The following is a 19,316-nucleotide window of genomic DNA, read 5'->3' as shown; positions in this document are numbered from 1 at the left end:
TTCTATGATCTTGAAAACGCTGGTTTCTGCTTGGCCTTGAAAGCGTCGACACCAGCCTTGAGATCGCCGGTCAGCGCGATGAAGCCACTGGCCAGCGCCTCTGTCGCGGCAGCACTTTCCTCGCTCTCGGCGACCGCGATCATCAGCTTGGCGGCCTGCGTTGCCAGCGGGCCGCGCTCGGAGATCTTGCCGGCCCAGGCCTTGGCCTCGATGAACGCCTTGCCCGTGTCGACCACCCGGTCGACGATGCCCAGAGCGAGTGCTTCGGCCGCCACGAACGTCTCGCCGCCGATTGCCATGCGCCGCACCGTCTGCGCGCCGAAGCGGCGCACCGCGCGCTGCGTGCCGGACCAGCCGGGCACCACGCCGATCGAGGTTTCCGGGAAGCCTAATTTCACCTGCGCCTCGGCGACCCGGAAGTCGCAGGCGACCGCCAGTTCCAGCCCGCCGCCCAGCACATGGCCGGACAGCACGGCGACGGTCGGTTGCCGTAGCCGCGCCAGACGGTCGAAGACGCGGTGGCCGTAGCGAACCCATTGCACCTGGAAATCGGCGGCACTCATTTGCGACCAGGCTTCGACATCACCACCCGAGCAAAAGCCCTTGCCTTCGCCGAGCAGCAGCACGACACGAACGCTGTCCGCAGCTTCCGCCGCGTCGAGCGCGGCTTCCAGCGCGCGCAGCATCGGGATGTCGAGCGCGTTGAATTTCTCCGGCCGGCGCAGCGTGACGATGCCGAGGTCGCCGTCGGTTTCAAAGGTGACGAGACGCTCAGCCATGCGCGCCTCCAAGCGAGGCGCCGCCATTGAGCGACAGTCCGATCGGCCGGTCACGGTAGAGCGCGTCCGGCGTGACTTTCAGGTCGTTGGCGACGGCGAGCGGAATCTCGGCCTGCGCCAGCACGTCGCGCTGAAGATCGATACCGGGTGCCAGCTCAGTCACCATCAGCCCATCCGGCGTCAGCTTCATCACGCAGCGTTCGGTGACATAGGTGATGTCCTGTCCTTGCGCGACCGCGCGCTTGCCCGAGAAGGAGATGTGCTCGACCTCGCCGACCACTTTCTTGACCTTGCCTTCCCCGTCGATACTGATGCCGCCATCGGCCAGCGACAGCTTGGCCCCGGCATTGAAAAAGCCGGAAAACACGATCTTCTTCGCCCGCGCGGTGATGTCGACAAAACCGCCGGCGCCGGCGGTGACATGCGGCCTGGCCGAAAGCTTCGACACGTTGACCGAGCCATTGCGATCGATCTGCAGGAAGGACAGCAGCGAGGCGTCGAAGCCGCCGCCCTGGAAGTAGATGAACTGGTGTGGCGAAGGCATGAACGCGTCGGCGTTCGACGAGCAGCCGAACTTGAAATCGAGCAGCGGCACGCCGCCGACCGCGCCCTGTTCGATTACCCAGGTGACCTTGCCGTGCTGGCCTTCCTCGATAAGGATGCGCGGCACGTTGGCCGAGATGCCGAAGCCGATATTGACGGCCATGCCGTCGGCAAGCTCCATCGCGACGCGCCGCGCGATCACCTTCTGGACGCTCATCTCGGCGTTGCGGAAGGTCGACAGCGGCCGGAAGATCTCGCCCGAGATCGCCGGATCGTAGGGCGTCAGCGTCGTTTGCAACTGGTCGGGCGCCACCACGATATGGTCGACCAGCACACCGGGCACGCGCACGTCATGCGGCTTCAGCGTGCCGTTCTCGACGACGCGCTTGACCTGCGCGATGACGATGCCACCGTTGTTGCGGGCGGCGAGCGCCTGTTCCAGCCCGCCGAGATAGGCGCCCTCGTGCTCATAGGTGAGGTTGCCGCGCTCATCGGCCGTCGTCGCCCGGATGACTGAGACGTCAGGCACGATCGAGCGGAAATAGAGCCATTCCTCGCCGTCGAACTGCTGCACCGAAACGATCGGCTCGCTGGCCGCCGCATTCATGGCGCAGCCCTGATGACGCGGGTCGGCGAAGGTATCGAGGCCGACCTTGGTCAGCACGCCGGGGCGCTTGGCAGCGGCTTCGCGGTGCATGTCGAACAGGATGCCAGACGGCACGTTGTAGGCGGCGACCGAATTGTCGCCGATCATCTTCCAGATCTGCGGCGGCTCCGACGATGACGGGCCCGAGGGATAGGAGCCGCACAGCGTGCGCTTCAACAGGCCGGGCTTGGCCAGATGGTCGATACCCCTAATGCCGTACATGTCGCCGGCGGCGATTGGATGCAGCGTCGTGATGTCCTTGGGATGGCCTTCCGCTTCGAAGCGCTCACCGATGGAGGCGAGCACCGCATCCGGGCAGCCGAGGCCGCTCGACGACGACACGGAAACGACCATGCCGTCCCTGATCAGGCTGGCGGCTTGCGCTACGGAAACGAGTTTGCTCACCCTGCGCCCCCGAGTTTCGGATCGATCGCGGCTGATTTGCCGGACTTGGCTGACTGCAACGCCGCCTCGGCCGCGGCCAGCGACCAGACGCCGTCCTCGCCGGTGGCCGACGGCTGGCCTTCGCCACGGATCGCCGCATGGAGCTGGCGCAAAGACCTGACATAGAGATCTTCGCGGTCGAAGCTCAATTCCTCCTCGCCTTTTGCCGTGCGCAGCAGCACAGAGCCGATCGGCTTCTGCGTCATCACATCTTTCGCGATCAGCGAGCCTTCGCTGCCATGCACCTCGAAGCCGGTGCCGGCGAACTTGGTGGTGAAGCCCTCATGCGACTGGGCGATGATGCCCGATTTGAAGCGCCAGATGCACATGGCGCCGTCCTCCAGGCCGCCGGCGGCCATGCCTGCGGCCTGGGTGAACGCTGAAACCTCGAGCGGATCGTCGTCGAGCACGAAACGCAGCGTGTCGGCATCGTGCACGGTGATGTCGAGCACGACGCCGCCGCCGGCTTCCGGCCTGGTGATGCGCCAACCCTGCAAATTCTCAGGTAGATAGACGGAGTGAAAGACGCGCGCAGCGATCGGCTTGCCGATGCGGCCGGCGGCGATGGCTTCGCGCATCGCCCGGTGCGAGCCGGCATTGCGCAAATGATGGTTGGTGCCGAGCACGATGCCGGCCGCCTTGGCGGCGGCGACCATCTTGCGCGCATCGGCGCCGGTCAGCGCGAGCGGCTTTTCGCACAACACATGTTTTCCCGCCCTGATGGCGGCTAGTGCCTGTTCGAGATGCAGTTCGTTGGTGGTCGAGATGTAGACGGCGTCGATGTCAGAGCCGAGCAATTCATCGAGCGTCGAGACGGCAAACGGAATGCCGTTCTCCCTGGCATAGGCAGCGGCGCGCTCCGGGCTGGAACTCATCACCGCCGTGATCTCGCTGTTCGGTTGCGCGCGGATGGCGTTGATCATGAATTGCCTGGCGATCGTGCTTGCGCCGATCAGTCCCCATTTGACGGTCATGCCGCGTCTCCCATTCCAGCACGGCGATCAGGACCGCAACTGTCCCTGACGACGAGGTTGACGGCGCCGATATGATCCTCGGCGCGCGTGGTGCGCGACTGGATCATCTTCAGCATGACATGGGCGGCGCGCTCGCCCAGGCCTGCCGAATCCACCGCGACGCTGGTCAGCGCCGGCATGTAGTGCTGGGCTTCGATCACGTCGTCGAAGCCGACGACGGCGAAATCCGCGCCGGGCTCGAGGCCGCGCTTGCGCAGCGCCAGCATGACGCCGAAGGCGACCGCATCGTTGAAGCACAGCGCCGCGGTCGGCGGCTCGGCCATGGCGAGGGCCGTCTCCAGGCAGGCAATGCCGCCCTTGCGGCTGGTTTCGCCTTCGACGACGAGTATATCGCGTTTGGCGATGCCGAGCCCCTCGCAGGCCTCGCGAAAACCGCCCAGCCGCTCGTGATAGACCACCAGATCCGATGAGCCGCCGAAGAAGGCCAGCCGGCGATGCCCTTTGCCGATCAGATGGGCGGTGGCGAGCCAGGCGCCGCGATGATTGTCAGGCGCGATCACCGGGATGCGGCTTTCAGGAAGGCGGCGCATGGTGAACACGATCGGAAGCCCCGCCGTCTCGATGCGGCGGAAAGCACCGGGCGTCGTGCCGCGCGCCGGCGACACGATCAGCCCGGCGACACCTTGCTCCATCAGCGATTTCAGCACCTCTTCCTGGCGCACCGGGTTCTCCGCCGTGTTGGCGATGAACGGCACGATGCCCGCCGACTGGAAGACACGCTCCATGCCGACCGCCATTTCGGCGAAAAACGGGTTGGTAAGGTCGTTGATGACCATGCCGATGACGTTGGAGTGGGCCTTGCGCAGATTGGCGGCGCCGCGGTTGTAGACATAGCCGACATCCTCGATCGCCTTGCGAACCTTCAGCGCGGTCTCAGGCCGGATCAGACCGCTGCCCTGCAGCACGAGCGACACCGTCGACTTGGACACGCCCGCCTCACGGGCAATGTCGAGTATCGTCGCCTTGGGCCTGCTGGCCATCCCGATCGTCCTCCGGTATTTTCTGGTCGAATTTATTGGAACGTTCTAATTCCGTGCTGCATTTGAGTCAATCAGGATTTTTCTCGAATCCAGAAAACGAGTACCCGCGGCTGAAGGCGGTGCACTCAAAGGGCTTTGTCGCTGCGAGGCAGCATTTCGGGGCATGGATTGAGAATCAAAAGGTTCTTGATTTATTGGAACGTTCCATTTATAGGCGCGACCAAGGGAGAGATCGATGGACATTGCCTTGCCCGGGGAGGGCGGTCGCAGCACTCGCTACCGCCTTGTCGGCCAGCCGGCACAGCCGGTGATCGGCGCGCGGTTTTCGCGCATTGCCTATGCCGCCGCCCATGTCGTTGCCGATCCCCTTGAGATGACCGATCCATGGGCTCATCCAGCGGTCGACTGGGAGCGCACGATGGCGTTTCGCCATCATCTGTGGCGGCTCGGCTTCCGCATCGCCGAGGCGATGGATACTGCACAGCGTGGCATGGGTTTCGACTGGACAAACGCCAGGGAATTGATCCGCCGCTCGATCGCCGAGGCGCGAACCGTCGGGGGCGCCGAGCTCGCCTCAGGTGCCGGAACAGACCATCTGGCGCCAGGCGCCGTCAGGACACTCGACGATGTCATCGCGGCCTATGAAGAGCAGTTCGATTTCATCGAAGGCCTGGGCGGCACGGCGATCATGATGGCCAGCCGCGCGCTGGCGGCTGTCGCCAAGGGTCCCGACGACTATATAAGCGTCTATGATCGCATCCTGTCCCAGGCATCCGGCAAGGTCATCCTGCACTGGCTGGGCGACATGTTCGATCCGGCGCTGAAGGGTTATTGGGGCAGCCATGATTTCGACACCGCGCTCGACACGGTCGTCGCCATCATCGAACGCCACGCCGGCAAGGTCGAGGGGATCAAGATATCGCTGCTCGATGCCGGCAAAGAGGTTGCCCTGCGCAACCGGCTGCCGGAAGGGGTCGTCATGTTCACCGGCGACGACTTTAACTACCCCGAGCTGATCGCCGGCGACGGCGAAAGACATTCGCATGCGCTGCTCGGGATTTTCGACGCTATCGCGCCGGTCGCCAATGCCGCGCTGGCGAGGCTGGCCGACGGCGACCGCGCCGGCTATGACGCGCTGATGGCGCCGACAGTGCCTTTGTCGCGAAAGATCTTCGAGGCGCCGACCGAGTACTACAAGGCCGGTATCGTCTTTATGGCGTGGCTGAACGGCCACCAGGACCATTTCTCGATGGTCGGCGGCATGCAGTCGGCGCGTGGCATTAGCCACTATGCGGATGTGTTCCGTCTTGCCGACCAGGCCGGATTGCTGGCCGACCCGGAGCTTGCCGTCGCAAGAATGAAGAACCTGTGCGCCGTGGCGGGCGTTTGAGCGCCAACCACAAGAAGAGCTCGCCCGAAATCTCCGATTTGCCTTGTCCGGGCAAATCTGTATGCGCTATGCGTCCGACGCAGGACCATCTGGCGCGGCGACGCCAGTGGTCATAGCGGCCGTTCTGCATAGGGATACGCCAATGGATTTCGACCTTCAGCGCAAGCGCGTTTTCGTGGCCGGGCATCGCGGCATGGTCGGATCGGCCATATTGCGCAGGCTGGCGGACGAGGACTGCGAGGTCCTGACCGCATCCCGCGATGAACTCGACCTGATGGACCAGGCCGGCGTGCGGCGCTGGATGGCAGACCACAGGCCGGATGCGGTGGTGATGGCGGCGGCCAAGGTCGGCGGTATCCTGGCAAACAACAGGTTGCCGGTCGATTTTCTGCAGGACAATCTCATCATGCAGACCAATGTCATCGAGAGCGCTTTTCGCAACGAGGTGCAGAAATTGCTGTTTCTCGGTTCGTCCTGCATCTATCCGAAGTTTGCGGCACAGCCGATCTCCGAGGACGCCTTGCTGACCGGTCCGCTCGAACCGACCAACGAATGGTACGCGATCGCCAAGATCGCTGGGCTGAAACTGTGCCAGGCCTATCGGCGCCAATACGGTGTCGAGTACATCTCGGCGATGCCGACCAACCTCTATGGCCCCGGCGACAATTTCGACCTCTCCACCAGCCATGTCGTACCAGCCCTTATGCGCAAGGCGCACAAGGCCAAGCGGGCCGGCGACAAAACCCTGGAGGTCTGGGGATCGGGCACGCCGATGCGCGAGTTCCTGCATGTCGACGACGCCGCCGACGCTCTGGTCTGGCTACTGAAAAACTATGCCGGCGACAGCCACGTCAATGTCGGCTCGGGCGAAGACATCACCATTGCCGAGCTGGCCCGCACCATGCTCTCCGTCGTCGGCGCCGACGCGGTGCTCACATTCGATGCGACGAAGCCGGACGGCACGCCGCGCAAGCTGATGGACGTGTCGCGCCTGTTTGCCACGGGCTGGCGCCCGCGGTACTCGCTTCAGAGCGGATTGGAACAGACCTATGCCTGGTTTCTCCAGCATATCGAGACAGGTGACCTCCGCCTCGGCGCGGCCTGATCCTCAACGACGCTGATTGCCGCACCAGACATGACGGCTTGGGCGGCCGTCTCTTGGCCATGGCCAATGCAAAGTCGCTCGCCGACACGCTTGGATACCGTTTCGGATTCACCTGGGAGAGCGATGCCTCCAACGGACACCAAATTTCATATCGTCGAGGTGGCCGAAGAGATATTTTCTGCCGACTTCGCCGACTTCATTGAGAGCATTGGCTGGGCCAAAGAATCAAGGCGTCCGATTCTGGCATTCTCGAGAATACGGCGTTCACGCCGTCCAGCCCGAAGCGCTCGTCAGACGAGGAAATCCGCGGGGCACGAGATGCGGCGGATTGTCTGGATGGTGGGCGTGACAGGGATTGAACCTGTGACCCCTGCAATGTCAATGCAGTGCTCTCCCGCTGAGCTACACGCCCATCCGAAGCCGCGCATACACCATTTTTGCCACGGCGCGTCAATAGGAGGAAAAGGGAAAGAACGGTTCGCCTCGCCACGCCGCTGAAGGGGTGCCGAAGGCCTGCCAGAATCGGTTCAGGCCGCCTGCAGCATCTTTTCGACTTCGTTGACGAGGTCACGCAGATGGAACGGTTTCGACAGCACCTTGGCGTCTTTCGGCGCCTTGGAATCCGGATTGAGCGCAACGGCGGCGAAGCCGGTGATGAACATGACCTTGAGGTCGGGATCGATCTCGGTGGCGCGGCGGGCGAGTTCTATGCCGTCCATCTCCGGCATGACGATGTCGGTCAAGAGCAGCGAGAAGGGCTCTTCGCGCAGCCGCTCATAGGCGCTGGCACCATTGTCGAAGTCGCTGACCTGGTAGCCGGCACGCTCCAGCGCCTTGACGAGGAACCGGCGCATGTCATCGTCGTCTTCCGCCAGTAGAATGCGTGCCATCTTATCCCGTCCGAATCACCCGTCCGAGACTGCCGTGGGGCAGCCCGTTAACCATCCTGTATATGAGGAGGTGACGGTAAACATCAAGTGAACGATAAAGGCCCGATCGGCCTTTAACAAAGCGGTCCGGACGCCGAAACGCTGGACATGCGGCCGGGGAGGTGGCACCTTTCCAACCATGATGCATTGGTGTTTCCGGATTCGTTCAAATTGAAAACGGCAGCCGAGGATTTTTCGGTCGTTCCCCCCTTCGAAATCCGGTCGGGCGCCGAACAGCGCGTCCCCTTCCTCTTCAACTCGCCGCATAGCGGCCGTCACTATCCGGACCGGTTCCTGGCGATGGCAAGGCTGGACCGAAACGCCATCCGCCGCTCCGAAGATTGCTATGTCGACGAATTGTTCGGTGGCGCCGTCGCGCTCGGCGCGCCGATGCTGGCGGCAAACTTCCCGCGCGCCTATCTCGACGTCAACCGGGAGCCGTGGGAACTCGATCCGCGGATGTTCGCCGAACCCGTGCCGTCCTTCTGCAACATCCGCTCGGCACGCGTGGCCGGCGGGCTTGGCACCGTGCCCAAGCTGGTGGGAGAGGGGCTCGAAATCTATGCCGGCCGCTTGCCACTGGCGGAAGCCGTCGCGCGTGTCGAGGCTGTCTACAAGCCTTATCACGAGACGCTGAAACGGCTTTTGACCAGGACCCATGCGCGGTTCGGCTTTGCCGTGCTGATCGATTGCCACTCGATGCCGGCGAGCATCAGGGTCGGCGACAGCGGTGTCAGGCCCGACTTCATCGTCGGCGACCGTTTCGGCATCTCCGCCTCGGCAGCGTTGACCGAGACGGCGATCGGCCTGCTGATCGGCATGGGTTACACCGTCGCCCATAACAAGCCTTACGCCGGAGGCTTCATCACCGAGCACTATGGCCGCCCCGTGCGCCATCTCCATGCACTGCAGATCGAGGTCAATCGCGGGCTTTACATGAACGAGCGGACGTTCCAGAAATCCGCCGGCTTCGATGCACTCGCCGACGATCTGGCACAATTCTCGGCCGATCTGATGGCGATGCCCGACCACCATTTTATCGATCTGCCGCTTGCCGCCGAATGATGCCGAAAATCGAAACGAGACCTTTCGCCAGATAAAGGCGTCGACGTGCGGGTCGGGGAAGCGCAATCCGCTGGATGCCGCGCCGAAAAAAAGACCGCATCGTTTGCACGACACGGTCGAAGTCTAGGGAGGAAACGCCCAAGGAGGGCATGGACAGGAAAGCCTGTCCGAGAACAAATCTATTGTGCGATGCACAAATGTCAAGCCGTCGACCGGAGTTTTTAATTCACGGTGATGTGGAAACTGAATTCGAGGGCGCCAGCGTTGCATTCGAGCAACAGTTGACGATGCGCAAAAGTTCCGCACGCCCTTGCTTTGGCGGAAAACCACAGGCAAACGACGGTTCCAGCAGGCTGCAACGCGGGGAGACTCAGTTGGATATCAGCATCGATTTCATGCGGCGCATTGCGCATGCCGCCGCGGCCGAAACCTTGCCGCGCTTCCGCAGCCAGGGCGCGGTCGCCAACAAGGAGCAAGGCAGCTTCGACCCGGTCACCGAGGCCGACCGCGAGGCCGAGCGGGTCATCCGGGCGCTTATATCAGCGGAATATCCCGATCATGGCATCCTCGGCGAGGAGCATGGCAGCGAGAACATTTCCAGCAGGCATGTCTGGGTGATCGATCCGATCGACGGCACCCGCGCCTTCATTTCCGGCCTGCCGGTGTGGGGAACGTTGGTCGGGCTGACGGTCGACGGCGATGCCGTCGCCGGCATGATGTCGCAGCCCTTCACCGGCGAGCTTTTTTACGCCAACGCGTCCGGTGCCCATTATGAAGGCCCGGGCGGACCGCGAAGGCTGACGACACGCAAGACGACGAGCCTCGCCGAGGCGACGCTGTTCACCACCACGCCGGCACTGTTCAAGGGAGACGCGCGCCTGCGCTACGACCTGTTCGAGCAGCAGGTCCAACTCGCCCGCTACGGCACCGACTGCTATGCCTTCGCCATGGTCGCGGCGGGAAGCGTCGACATCGTCGCCGACCCCGGTTTGAAACCCTATGATATCGTCGCGCTGATCCCGATCATCGAGAAGGCCGGCGGCGTCGTCACCACCTTCGAAGGGGGACCGGCGGAAAGGGGCGGCGACATCCTGGCTGCGGCAACGCCGGAGCTTCATGCCGCCGCGATGGCGGCGCTGCGTGGCTGAACCGGCTGGGCAGCTGGCCATTACGGACTGAGGTGCCCACGGCGACGACAATCCCATGCTCCTGACGGGAGGGTGTCAGGGGCTCTCGGTTATGGAGACAATGTCACGGGAGGGAATCACATGCCGACGCAGTCAACAACCAACCGTTCCGAAGATGCGCCGGCAGAAAATGCTCCAGCAGAAAATGCTCCAGTAGACGGGCGGGCCGATTTCGATTTTTTCTTCGGACGCTGGAACGTCAGCCATCGAAGGTTGCAGAAGCGGCTGCAAGGCGACACGAATCGGGAGGTGTTTGGCGGGACATGCGACGTGCGCCCGATCCTTGGCGGCCTCGGTAATGTCGACGACAATGTCATTGAATTGCCCGGCGACGCCTATCGCGCCGCCACGCTGCGGACGTTCGATCCGGCGACGAGACAATGGTCGATCTGGTGGATCGACGGCCGCAACCCGGCGACCATCGATGTTCCGATGCGCGGCACCTTCGAAGCAGGCGTCGGCACGTTCCTGTGCGACGACGTCTTCGACGGACGCCATATCCAGGTTCGCTTCCTCTGGTCGCGGATCACTGAAAAATCGGCGCGCTGGGAGCAGGCTTTTTCACCGGATGGCGGCAAGACCTGGGAGACCAACTGGATCATGGATTTCGCCCGGCAGGGGCCGACGAGGTTGGCAGGCATTTTTCAAGCCGAGGCATGGACTTCAATGACTTGGAGCGCTCTTGGAGCGTCCGGAGGGAGTGCGGCACTCAATCAGGCCGTGTCGTCGCTTCCCGGGATGAAGGCATCGAAGGCGGCAAAGAATTGCTCGCGATAGAAGTCGGCTTCCTGCAATATTTCATGGCGCGCACCATCGATCACCAGCAGCGAACCGAGGCGCAGACGTCTGGTGTAGGTTTCCACCGCCTTGGTCGAGACGACCTGGTCGGCACCGGCGGCGATCACCAGCAAGGGTACCTGGATCCTGGCCATGAAGTCGGGATCGCTGATGGCCTCGGACGCCTGCGCCGCCGCTTTCAGCCAGCGTATCGTCGGGCCGCCGAGCGCCAGTTGCGGGTAGGTTTCGTAGATCAGCGTGTTGCGTCGATACCGCTCCGGATCTGATGTCACCATGTTGGCGGCAAACGGAATGGTTCTTCTGGGCCGCGGACCCCAGGCGGCATAAAGCTTGCCAAGGCCCAGAAGACAGAACAGCGAGCAGAGGCGGCGAACGGTGGTTGTCGAGACCGGCAGGTCGGGAACGGCCAGGAATGGCGCGATCAGCACCATGCGCCGTACGCGGTTCACCATCGACGGTGCGGCAAGCAGCGTAATCACCGCCCCAGCCGAATGGGCCAATATGTAATATGGCCCCCGGCAGTCGGGCAGCACGATGTCCTCGAAGAACTGTTCCAGGTCGCCGGTATAGTCGAAGAAGCTCCGGACATAGCCGCGCTCGCGGTCGCTGATCAGCCGGTCGGAACCGCCCTGGCCGCGCCAGTCGAGGGTGGCGACGCCGAAGCCGCGATCGGCAAGGTTGCGGATGGTCTCGAAATATTTTTCGATGCACTCGTTGCGGCCGGTCAAGACGACCACGGTGCCCTTCATCGGGCGCGCAACGGCGGGAAAGAGGCCGTAGCGGATCTTCTTGCCATCGCGCGTCGTAAAGAAACCACCGGCCGCATTTTCCGGTAACGGATTGCCCGGAATTTCGCGGAAGAGGGGAATTTTGTTGAGGAGGTCCGTCATTCGGCGCTGCGTTTGTGTGTCGCTGCCTGCATGGCGCAAGCTCTGGTAGGCATAGACGCCCATGCAGCAAAAGCAAAGGAATTCCGGACGCGTTGGAAAGGCTGAACGAGGCAGCCGGCGAGTGAGGCCGAAAGCAGCTTGCGGCATGCTTCCGGCCCCCCCTCGATCCGGGAGGAAGGGACGTTACACCCGGTCGGCCCCGTTGCGGCATCTCGCGCGTGACCCCGAAAATCGGACCCGATTTTCGCTGTGAATCATGCGCAATCAAAGTGTTACAGCGTCCTTTGCGCGTCCGAGAGGACGCGCGACGCCGTAACCGCCGCCTGTTCCTTGATCCTGGAAGCAGTCTAGCTCCGCTTAGCTGAACGCCCGCCGAAGCCGCGGTTCATCTGCCGTTCATCGAGAAATCTTGAAATGCTTTCAGGTGTTCCCCAAATGTCTGTTGCGGCCGCCAATGTCGGGGCCGCTGGCCTAGCCGGAACGCCGTCACGGGTTTCGCACCGGCCATACGCAAACCTTGTTGCTCAACAGGAGAACACACCATGCGTCACGTTGATTTTTCCCCGCTCTATCGTTCGACCGTCGGTTTCGACCGGCTGTTCACCATGCTCGATTCGCTTGCGCAGCCCGAAGGCGCGCAGACCTATCCGCCCTACAACATCGAGCGCACCGGTGAGGATTCCTATCGCATCTCGATGGCGGTCGCCGGCTTCTCGGACGACGAGCTCTCGATCGAAGCTCACCGCAACGTTCTGACCGTCAAGGGTGAGCGCAAGGAAGAAGGCAATGGCGAAGGCTCCGAACTGCTCTATCGCGGTATCGCGAGCAGGGCCTTTGAGCGCCGCTTCCAGCTTGCCGACCACGTTGACGTCGTCGGCGCCTCGCTGAAGAACGGCCTGCTCTTCGTCGACCTCAAGCGCAACATTCCCGAGGAGCTGAAGCCCCGCAAGATCGCGATCACCGCGTCTTCGGCGAAGGCCAAGCAGATCGAGGCCAAGACCGCCGCGTGAGCTGCGTCACAAGGACGACTTAAAGCGCGTCGCGGCTGAGTGGATTCATGCGACGCGCTTTAAGTTCTTGTTTTTATGCATGTCGTTATCGCAAAACCGCTGCGCACTTTTGCGCGACATGCATTAAGGCACGAAGGGCGGCGCCAGGCGCCGCCCTTTTTTGATGGATAGGTGCCGCTATCCAGCAATTAGCTGGCCAAAGCGGTCAACCTCTTCGGTCGTGGTCGCAAAGCTGGTGACGAAACGGTATAGCGCCTCGTCCTCGCCGATATGGCCGTCAAGGCCATGCGGCACCCCCCAATCGTAGAATTTGGCGCCGGCGGCCTGCAACCGTTCGGCATTGTTGCGGCTGAGGATTGCGAAGACTTCATTGGCCGGGGGAAGCCAGGCGAGCCGGGCCGAAGCAGAATCCTCAATTGCTGCCGCCAGCCGAGCCGACATGGCGTTGGCGTGTCGCGCGGTTTCCAGCCACAGATTGTTGGCGAAATAGGCTTCGAACTGGGCCGAGATGAAGCGCGACTTGGAAAAGTTCTGGGCGGCGCGATGGCGCAACAGGCGCAAATCATGCCCCAGGTCTGGATTAAGAACCACGACCGCGTCGGCCATCCAGCAACCGTTCTTGGTGCCGCCAAAGGAGACGATATCGACGCCGCTCTTCCAGGTCATTTCCGCCACAGTAGTGTCTATCGCGGCAATCGCGTTGGCGAAGCGTGCGCCGTCCATATGCAAAGGCAACCCATGACGATGGCTCACTTCGGAGATGGCTGTGATCTCGGCGGCGGTGTAGACGGTGCCGACTTCAGTCGCCTGCGTGATCGTGACCGCCATCGGTTGCCCGGCGGGAGCCAAGTCTTGGGAATAGCGCATGATGGCCCTATCGAGCGCCTGCGGATTGATGCGCCCCAATACCCCCGGCACCGGCGACAAACGCGCTCCTCCGGTGAAAAAGCCCGACGCGCCGAATTCATCGACGGTCATATGCGCTTCGGAATGGCAGAAGGCGACGCCGCCAATGCGGTTGCACGCGCTCATGGATAGGGCGTTGGCCGCCGTACCGGTTGCGACGAAGAACACTGCAACCTCGCGTTCGAAAATTTCGCTGAAGCGCCGATAGATGGCGCGGTCCAGGTCACTGTCGCCGTAAGCAGTGGCAGCACCTGCGGCATGCCTGGATAAATTGGCTGAGATGTCGGGATGGGCGCCTGCCCAATTGTCGGAAGCGAAATTCATGCGTTTGCCTGTGCTGGGAAAATCGATTGCAACCTTGGCCGCTTTCGCATGCCGCTCGCAAGTGCCAAGCGCCGGAAAAGCGGTAAAGCCAGTGAGAGCGGAGAGCCGGCGATACGATCGAAGGTTGCGTTTTGGCGTAGCCGTGCGTAATTTTCTGTCGCGAACAGCCCAAGATTGTTGTGAATCGGTCTTGTGCGCATCCGCAATTTCTGTCATAAAAATTTAGGACAGTAGTGCTGTCTTATTTTGTCGCACAAAACAGGCTGGATTGGCGTATCATTAGGCCTCTCCGGCCGTTGCCGCGAGCGACAGGTAGACAGCCCGACTCTGGCCTGTACGATTGCCGGATGCGAACCAGGCCGCCTGGTTCGGCAAGGATTTCGCAAGACGTGCCGCAAGGATGCGAGGGAAGCCCAGGCGCTTCCCGACGGAAACCAGCGCCCTGAGGGGCGCGGAATGGAGGACAGGATGATGACGGAAGTGACGCCATCTGCGACGAACGGCCCGGCCGCGCAGACGAAAGCGCCAGCTGTCAAAAATCGGTCCAACGCCACTGGCCTGACCAATATCGGGCGCACCCATACCGGCTTCGCCGCCCACGGCCTTTACGACCCCCGCAACGAGCACGATGCCTGCGGCGTCGGCTTCATCGTCAACATGAAGGGCGTGAAGTCGCATCAGATCGTCAAGGACGGCCTTGCGGTGCTCGAAAACCTGACGCATCGCGGCGCCGTCGGCGCCGATCCGCTGATGGGCGACGGCGCCGGCGTGCTGGTGCAGCTTCCCGACCGCTTCTTCCGCGAGGAGATGGCCGACCAGGGCGTCGAACTGCCCAAGCCCGGCCATTACGCCGTCGGCCATGTGTTCATGCCGCGCGATCCTGAGCTTCAGGCGCATATCGAAGGCATCATCGCCGAGGTGGCGCAACTTGAAGGCCAGCCGCTGCTCGGCTTTCGCGATGTGCCGGTCGACAATTCATTGCTATCAAAGGCACCGGATATCGCTGCTTCCGAACCGGTCCAGCGGCAGGTGTTTTTGGGTCGTGGCGCCGAGATCGAGAGCGACGATGATTACGAGCGGCGGCTCTACATCCTGCGCAAGGTCATTTCCGGTCGCATCCATGAAGAGACCAAGGGCGTCGATAATGGCTTCTACGTCGTGTCGATGTCATCGCGGACCATCGTCTACAAGGGCATGTTCCTGGCCTATCAGGTCGGCGCCTATTACAAGGATCTGACCGATCCGCGTTTCGAGACGGCGCTGATCCTCGTCCACCAGCGTTTCTCGACCAACACCTTCCCGTCGTGGAAGCTGGCGCATCCCTATCGCATGGTCGCCCATAATGGCGAGATCAATACGCTGCGCGGCAACGTCAACTGGATGGCGGCGCGGCAGGCCTCGGTCGATTCCGAATTGTTCGGCAACGACATCTCCAAGCTGTGGCCGATCTCCTATGAGGGGCAGTCGGACACCGCCTGTTTCGACAATGCGCTCGAATTCCTGACGCAGGGCGGCTACTCGCTCGCCCATGCGATGATGATGCTGATCCCGGAAGCCTGGGCCGGCAACAAGTTGATGGATCAGGATCGCAAGGCCTTTTACGAATACCACGCGGCCCTGATGGAGCCGTGGGACGGGCCGGCGGCGGTGGCCTTTACCGACGGCCGCCAGATCGGCGCCACACTCGACCGCAACGGGCTACGCCCGGCGCGCTACATCGTCACCGACGACGATCGCGTCATCATGGCCTCGGAAGCCGGCGTGCTGCCGGTGCCGGAGGAAAGAATCGTCAAGAAGTGGCGGCTGCAGCCCGGCCGCATGCTTTTGATCGACCTGGAGAAGGGCCGCATCGTTTCCGATGAGGAGATCAAGTCGGAGATCGCGACCAGGCATCCCTACAAGAGCTGGCTCGCCAACACCCAACTCATCCTTGAAGACCTGAAGCCGGTCGAGCCGCGCGCGCTGCGCAGGGACGTCAGCCTGCTCGATCGCCAGCAGGCGTTCGGCTACACCCAGGAAGACACCAAGCTGCTGATGTCGCCGATGGCAACCACCGGCCAGGAAGCGGTCGGCTCGATGGGCACCGACACGCCGATTTCGGCTATGTCGGACAGATCGAAGCTGCTCTACACCTATTTCAAGCAGAACTTCGCCCAGGTCACCAATCCGCCGATCGACCCGATCCGCGAGGAACTGGTGATGAGCCTGGTGTCCTTCATCGGGCCGAGGCCCAACATCTTCGACCTCGTCGGCAATTCGCGTCGCAAGCGGCTCGAAGTGCGCCAGCCGATCCTGACCAATGGCGATCTGGAGAAGATCCGCTCCATCGGTCATACCGAGGACCGTTTCGACACCAAGACGATCGACATCACCTATGCTTCGAACGAAGGCGCGGCCGGCATGCAGGGCGCCATCGACCGGCTGTGCGAGCGCGCCGAGGCGGCGGTCGCCGGCGGCTACAACATCATCATCCTGTCCGACCGTCAGCTCGGGCCGGACCGCATCGCCATTCCGGCACTTCTGGCGACGGCGGCGGTCCACCATCATCTGATCCGCAAGGGATTGCGCACGTCGGTGGGGCTCGTCGTCGAGTCCGGCGAGCCGCGTGAGGTGCATCATTTCTGCTGCCTTGCCGGCTACGGCGCCGAGGCGATCAATCCTTACCTGGCCTTCGACACGCTGCTCGACATGCACAAGCGCGGCGAGCTGCCAGCCGAGGTCGACGCCTATGAGGTCGTCTCCCGCTACATCAAGTCGATCGGCAAGGGCATTCTCAAGGTGATGTCGAAGATGGGCATCTCGACCTACCAGTCCTATTGCGGCGCGCAGATCTTCGACGCCATCGGGCTGAAGACTGATTTCGTGCAGAAGTATTTCACCGGCACCGCGACGCTGATCGAAGGCGTCGGGCTGGAAGAGATCGCTGCCGAGACGGTCAGCCGCCACGCCGACGGCTTCGGCAACGACCCGGTGCTGCGCAACAGCCTCGAGGTTGGCGGCGAATACATGTTCCGCATGCGCGGCGAAGCGCATATCTGGTCACCCGATGCCGTGGCCACCCTCCAGCACGCCGTGCGCCAAGGATCGTGGGAGACGTTCAAGGACTATTCCGCTCAGATCGACAGCGAGGCGGCGCGGGCGCAGAGCATTCGCGGCCTGTTCAAGATCAGGTTCGCCGAAGAAACCGGCCGCAAGAAGGTCGCGCTCGACGAGGTTATGTCGGCGGCCGATATCGTCAAGCGGTTCTCGACCGGTGCGATGTCCTTCGGCTCGATTTCCAGGGAAGCGCACACCACGCTGGCGCGCGCCATGAACACGATAGGCGGCAAGTCGAACACCGGCGAGGGCGGCGAAGAGGCCGACCGCTACCTGCCGCTGCCGGGCGGCGGCAAGAACCCCGAGCGTTCGGCGATCAAGCAGGTCGCTTCCGGGCGGTTCGGCGTGACGGCGGAATATCTGGTGAATTCCGATGTGATGCAGATCAAGGTCGCGCAAGGCGCAAAGCCCGGCGAGGGCGGTCAGCTGCCCGGCCACAAGGTCGATGCCACCATTGCCAAGGTCAGGCATTCGACGCCCGGCGTCGGCCTGATCTCGCCGCCGCCGCACCACGACATCTATTCGATCGAGGATCTGGCGCAGCTCATCTACGACCTTAAGAACGTTAATCCGGCGGCGGATGTGTCGGTCAAGCTGGTGTCCGAAGTCGGTGTCGGCACGGTTGCGGCCGGCGTCGCCAAGGCGCGCGCCGATCACATCACCATTTCCGGCTATGACGGCGGCACCGGCGCATCGCCGCTGACCTCGCTCAAGCACGCCGGCAGCCCGTGGGAAATGGGCCTTGCCGAGACGCACCAGACGCTGGTGCTCAACGGCCTCAGGTCGCGCGTCGCGCTGCAGGTCGATGGCGGCCTGCGCACCGGTCGCGACGTCGTCATCGGTGCATTGCTTGGCGCCGACGAATTCGGCTTCTCGACCGCGCCACTTATCGCGGCCGGCTGTATCATGATGCGCAAGTGCCATCTCAACACCTGCCCGGTCGGCGTCGCGACGCAGGATCCGGTGTTGCGCAAGCGTTTCAAGGGCACGCCGGAACACGTCATCAACTTCTTCTTCTATGTGGCGGAAGAGGTGCGGGCGCTGCTCGCCGAGATGGGCTACACCCATCTTGACCAGATCATCGGCGACACCGAACTCTTGGAGAAGCGGGCGCTGATCCAGCACTGGAAGGCGCGCGGGCTCGATTTCAGCAAGATGTTCTTCAAGCCGGATGCCCCGCATGAGGCGGTGCACTGGACCGAGCGGCAGAAGCATCCGATCGACGACGTGCTCGACCGCAGGCTGATCGAGTTGGCCAAGCCGGCGCTCGAGGCCAGGCAGCCGGTCAGCATCGAGCTGCCGATCCGCAATGTCGACCGTTCCACCGGCGCCATGCTGTCCGGTGAAGTGGCAAAGCGCTTCAAGCACAAGGGCCTGCGTGAGGACACGATCTCGGTGAAGCTCACCGGCACCGCCGGCCAGTCCTTTGGCGCCTTCCTGGCGCGGGGGGTTTCGTTCGAACTGATTGGCGCCGGCAACGACTATGTCGGCAAGGGCCTGTCGGGTGGACGCATCGTCATCCGCCCACCGGAGAACACGAAGATCGTCGCAGCGGAGTCGATCATCGTCGGCAACACCGTGCTCTACGGCGCAACCGAAGGCGAGGCCTATTTCTGCGGCGTTGCAGGTGAGCGTTTTGCGGTTCGCAATTCGGGCGTGGCCGCCGTCGTCGAAGGCGTTGGCGACCATGGCTGCGAGTACATGACCGGCGGCATTGTCGTCGTCATCGGCCAGACCGGCCGCAACTTCGCCGCCGGCATGTCGGGCGGCGTCGCCTATGTGCTCGACGAGGAAGGTGATTTCGCCGAGCGCTGCAACATGGCGATGGTCGAGCTGGAACCCGTTCCCGAAGAAGACGACCTGATGGAGAAACTGCTCCATCATGGCGGCGACCTCGACCACAAAGGCCGCGTTGACGTGTCCGGCGACATGACCAGCCATGACGAGGAGCGGCTCTATCAGCTGATCTCGAACCACGTCCATTATACGGGTTCGGTGCGAGGCCGCGAGATCCTCGACAACTGGGCGACTTTCCGGCCGAAATTCCGGAAGATCATGCCGGTCGAATACCGTCGCGCGCTGATCGAAATGGAACGCATGCGCATGGGCGTGGCGGCGGAATAGGCTTTGGGAGTTGCCGGGAAGCGAGGCTTCCCGGTCGACGCCTTCATCAACAATCCTGGCCTCGGA

The 19,316-nt window shown here is 62.8% G+C and carries 14 protein-coding genes and 1 tRNA gene; 7 read left to right on the top strand and 8 right to left on the bottom strand.

The window, feature by feature from the left end; all coding sequences use genetic code 11:
- Positions 1–2 precede the first annotated feature (2 nt).
- Genes BQ8482_RS23010 through BQ8482_RS22995 form a run of 4 tightly spaced genes read right to left on the bottom strand, consistent with a single transcriptional unit; the run spans position 3 to position 4,426 of the window.
- A complete protein-coding gene (locus tag BQ8482_RS23010) occupies positions 3–779 on the bottom strand; it encodes an enoyl-CoA hydratase/isomerase family protein (protein WP_123149720.1) in 777 nt (258 codons plus the stop codon).
- The gene (locus tag BQ8482_RS23005; protein ID WP_123149670.1) at positions 772–2,373 is read right to left on the bottom strand and encodes an acyl CoA:acetate/3-ketoacid CoA transferase; all 1,602 of its coding nucleotides are present in this window, start codon (positions 2,371–2,373) and stop codon (positions 772–774) included. Before BQ8482_RS23005 ends, BQ8482_RS23010 begins: the two co-directional genes overlap by 8 nt.
- Entirely contained in the window at positions 2,370–3,386 is a 1,017-nt protein-coding gene (locus BQ8482_RS23000; RefSeq protein ID WP_123149669.1) for a Gfo/Idh/MocA family protein, read from the bottom strand. The genes BQ8482_RS23005 and BQ8482_RS23000 overlap by 4 nt, the downstream gene beginning before the upstream one ends.
- A complete protein-coding gene (locus BQ8482_RS22995; RefSeq protein ID WP_123149668.1) occupies positions 3,383–4,426 on the bottom strand; it encodes a LacI family DNA-binding transcriptional regulator in 1,044 nt (347 codons plus the stop codon). The genes BQ8482_RS23000 and BQ8482_RS22995 overlap by 4 nt, the downstream gene beginning before the upstream one ends.
- 235 nt (positions 4,427–4,661) lie before the next feature.
- On the opposite strand from BQ8482_RS22995, the gene BQ8482_RS22990 reads away from it, so the two are divergent.
- Positions 4,662–5,816, top strand: a complete 1,155-nt coding sequence (locus tag BQ8482_RS22990) for a dihydrodipicolinate synthase family protein (RefSeq protein ID WP_123149667.1) — start codon at positions 4,662–4,664, stop codon at positions 5,814–5,816.
- Positions 5,817–5,958: 142 nt separating this feature from the next.
- The gene (fcl, locus tag BQ8482_RS22985; protein WP_123149666.1) at positions 5,959–6,921 is read left to right on the top strand and encodes a GDP-L-fucose synthase; all 963 of its coding nucleotides are present in this window, start codon (positions 5,959–5,961) and stop codon (positions 6,919–6,921) included.
- 337 nt (positions 6,922–7,258) lie between these two features.
- Here fcl and BQ8482_RS22980 read toward each other — a convergent pair.
- A tRNA-Val gene (locus BQ8482_RS22980) sits at positions 7,259–7,333 on the bottom strand.
- A gap of 115 nt (positions 7,334–7,448) precedes the next feature.
- Entirely contained in the window at positions 7,449–7,811 is a 363-nt protein-coding gene (cpdR, locus tag BQ8482_RS22975; RefSeq protein WP_006199474.1) for a cell cycle two-component system response regulator CpdR, read from the bottom strand.
- 147 nt (positions 7,812–7,958) lie between these two features.
- Between cpdR and BQ8482_RS22970 the strand changes: the two genes are divergently transcribed.
- From BQ8482_RS22970 to BQ8482_RS22960, 3 genes are all read left to right on the top strand, one after another.
- Positions 7,959–8,915, top strand: coding sequence for an N-formylglutamate amidohydrolase (locus tag BQ8482_RS22970; protein WP_123149665.1), 957 nt, complete (start codon positions 7,959–7,961; stop codon positions 8,913–8,915).
- A gap of 374 nt (positions 8,916–9,289) precedes the next feature.
- Positions 9,290–10,063 carry a histidinol-phosphatase gene (gene hisN, locus BQ8482_RS22965; protein WP_123149719.1) on the top strand — a complete coding sequence of 258 codons (774 nt, stop codon included), beginning with the start codon at positions 9,290–9,292 and terminating at the stop codon, positions 10,061–10,063.
- 120 nt (positions 10,064–10,183) lie between these two features.
- The gene (locus tag BQ8482_RS22960) at positions 10,184–10,879 is read left to right on the top strand and encodes a DUF1579 domain-containing protein (RefSeq protein ID WP_244602937.1); all 696 of its coding nucleotides are present in this window, start codon (positions 10,184–10,186) and stop codon (positions 10,877–10,879) included.
- Here the strand turns inward: BQ8482_RS22960 and BQ8482_RS22955 are convergent.
- Positions 10,816–11,790 (bottom strand): alpha/beta fold hydrolase, encoded by a 975-nt coding sequence (locus BQ8482_RS22955; RefSeq protein WP_123149718.1) that lies wholly within the window; start codon positions 11,788–11,790, stop codon positions 10,816–10,818. The two genes, BQ8482_RS22960 and BQ8482_RS22955, sit on opposite strands and share 64 nt — an antisense overlap.
- Positions 11,791–12,332: 542 nt before the next feature.
- On the opposite strand from BQ8482_RS22955, the gene BQ8482_RS22950 reads away from it, so the two are divergent.
- Positions 12,333–12,800 carry an Hsp20 family protein gene (locus tag BQ8482_RS22950; RefSeq protein WP_123149664.1) on the top strand — a complete coding sequence of 156 codons (468 nt, stop codon included), beginning with the start codon at positions 12,333–12,335 and terminating at the stop codon, positions 12,798–12,800.
- A gap of 177 nt (positions 12,801–12,977) precedes the next feature.
- Here the strand turns inward: BQ8482_RS22950 and BQ8482_RS22945 are convergent, their stop codons facing one another.
- Entirely contained in the window at positions 12,978–14,030 is a 1,053-nt protein-coding gene (locus tag BQ8482_RS22945; RefSeq protein ID WP_123149663.1) for a threonine aldolase family protein, read from the bottom strand.
- A gap of 471 nt (positions 14,031–14,501) precedes the next feature.
- Between BQ8482_RS22945 and gltB the strand changes: the two genes are divergently transcribed.
- A complete protein-coding gene (gene gltB, locus BQ8482_RS22940) occupies positions 14,502–19,250 on the top strand; it encodes a glutamate synthase large subunit (protein WP_123149717.1) in 4,749 nt (1,582 codons plus the stop codon).
- Positions 19,251–19,316 lie beyond the last annotated feature (66 nt).

It is taken from the genome of Mesorhizobium delmotii (assembly GCF_900149755.1).
Lineage (GTDB): Bacteria > Pseudomonadota > Alphaproteobacteria > Rhizobiales > Rhizobiaceae > Mesorhizobium > Mesorhizobium delmotii.
The sequence above is the reverse complement of the archived record's forward strand: the minus strand, read 5'-3'. Positions and strand labels throughout refer to the sequence as shown.

Coding starts and splice junctions, on each gene's coding strand:
- BQ8482_RS22990 (WP_123149667.1), top strand. CDS start 4,662: ATGGACATTGCCTTGCCCGGGGAGGGCGGTCGCAGCACTCGCTACCGC.
- BQ8482_RS23000 (WP_123149669.1), bottom strand. CDS start 3,386: ATGACCGTCAAATGGGGACTGATCGGCGCAAGCACGATCGCCAGGCAA.
- BQ8482_RS22970 (WP_123149665.1), top strand. CDS start 7,959: ATGCGGCCGGGGAGGTGGCACCTTTCCAACCATGATGCATTGGTGTTT.
- BQ8482_RS22955 (WP_123149718.1), bottom strand. CDS start 11,790: ATGACGGACCTCCTCAACAAAATTCCCCTCTTCCGCGAAATTCCGGGC.
- BQ8482_RS22950 (WP_123149664.1), top strand. CDS start 12,333: ATGCGTCACGTTGATTTTTCCCCGCTCTATCGTTCGACCGTCGGTTTC.
- BQ8482_RS22945 (WP_123149663.1), bottom strand. CDS start 14,030: ATGAATTTCGCTTCCGACAATTGGGCAGGCGCCCATCCCGACATCTCA.
- fcl (WP_123149666.1), top strand. CDS start 5,959: ATGGATTTCGACCTTCAGCGCAAGCGCGTTTTCGTGGCCGGGCATCGC.
- BQ8482_RS23010 (WP_123149720.1), bottom strand. CDS start 779: ATGGCTGAGCGTCTCGTCACCTTTGAAACCGACGGCGACCTCGGCATC.
- BQ8482_RS22995 (WP_123149668.1), bottom strand. CDS start 4,426: ATGGCCAGCAGGCCCAAGGCGACGATACTCGACATTGCCCGTGAGGCG.
- gltB (WP_123149717.1), top strand. CDS start 14,502: ATGACGGAAGTGACGCCATCTGCGACGAACGGCCCGGCCGCGCAGACG.
- BQ8482_RS22960 (WP_244602937.1), top strand. CDS start 10,184: ATGCCGACGCAGTCAACAACCAACCGTTCCGAAGATGCGCCGGCAGAA.
- cpdR (WP_006199474.1), bottom strand. CDS start 7,811: ATGGCACGCATTCTACTGGCGGAAGACGACGATGACATGCGCCGGTTC.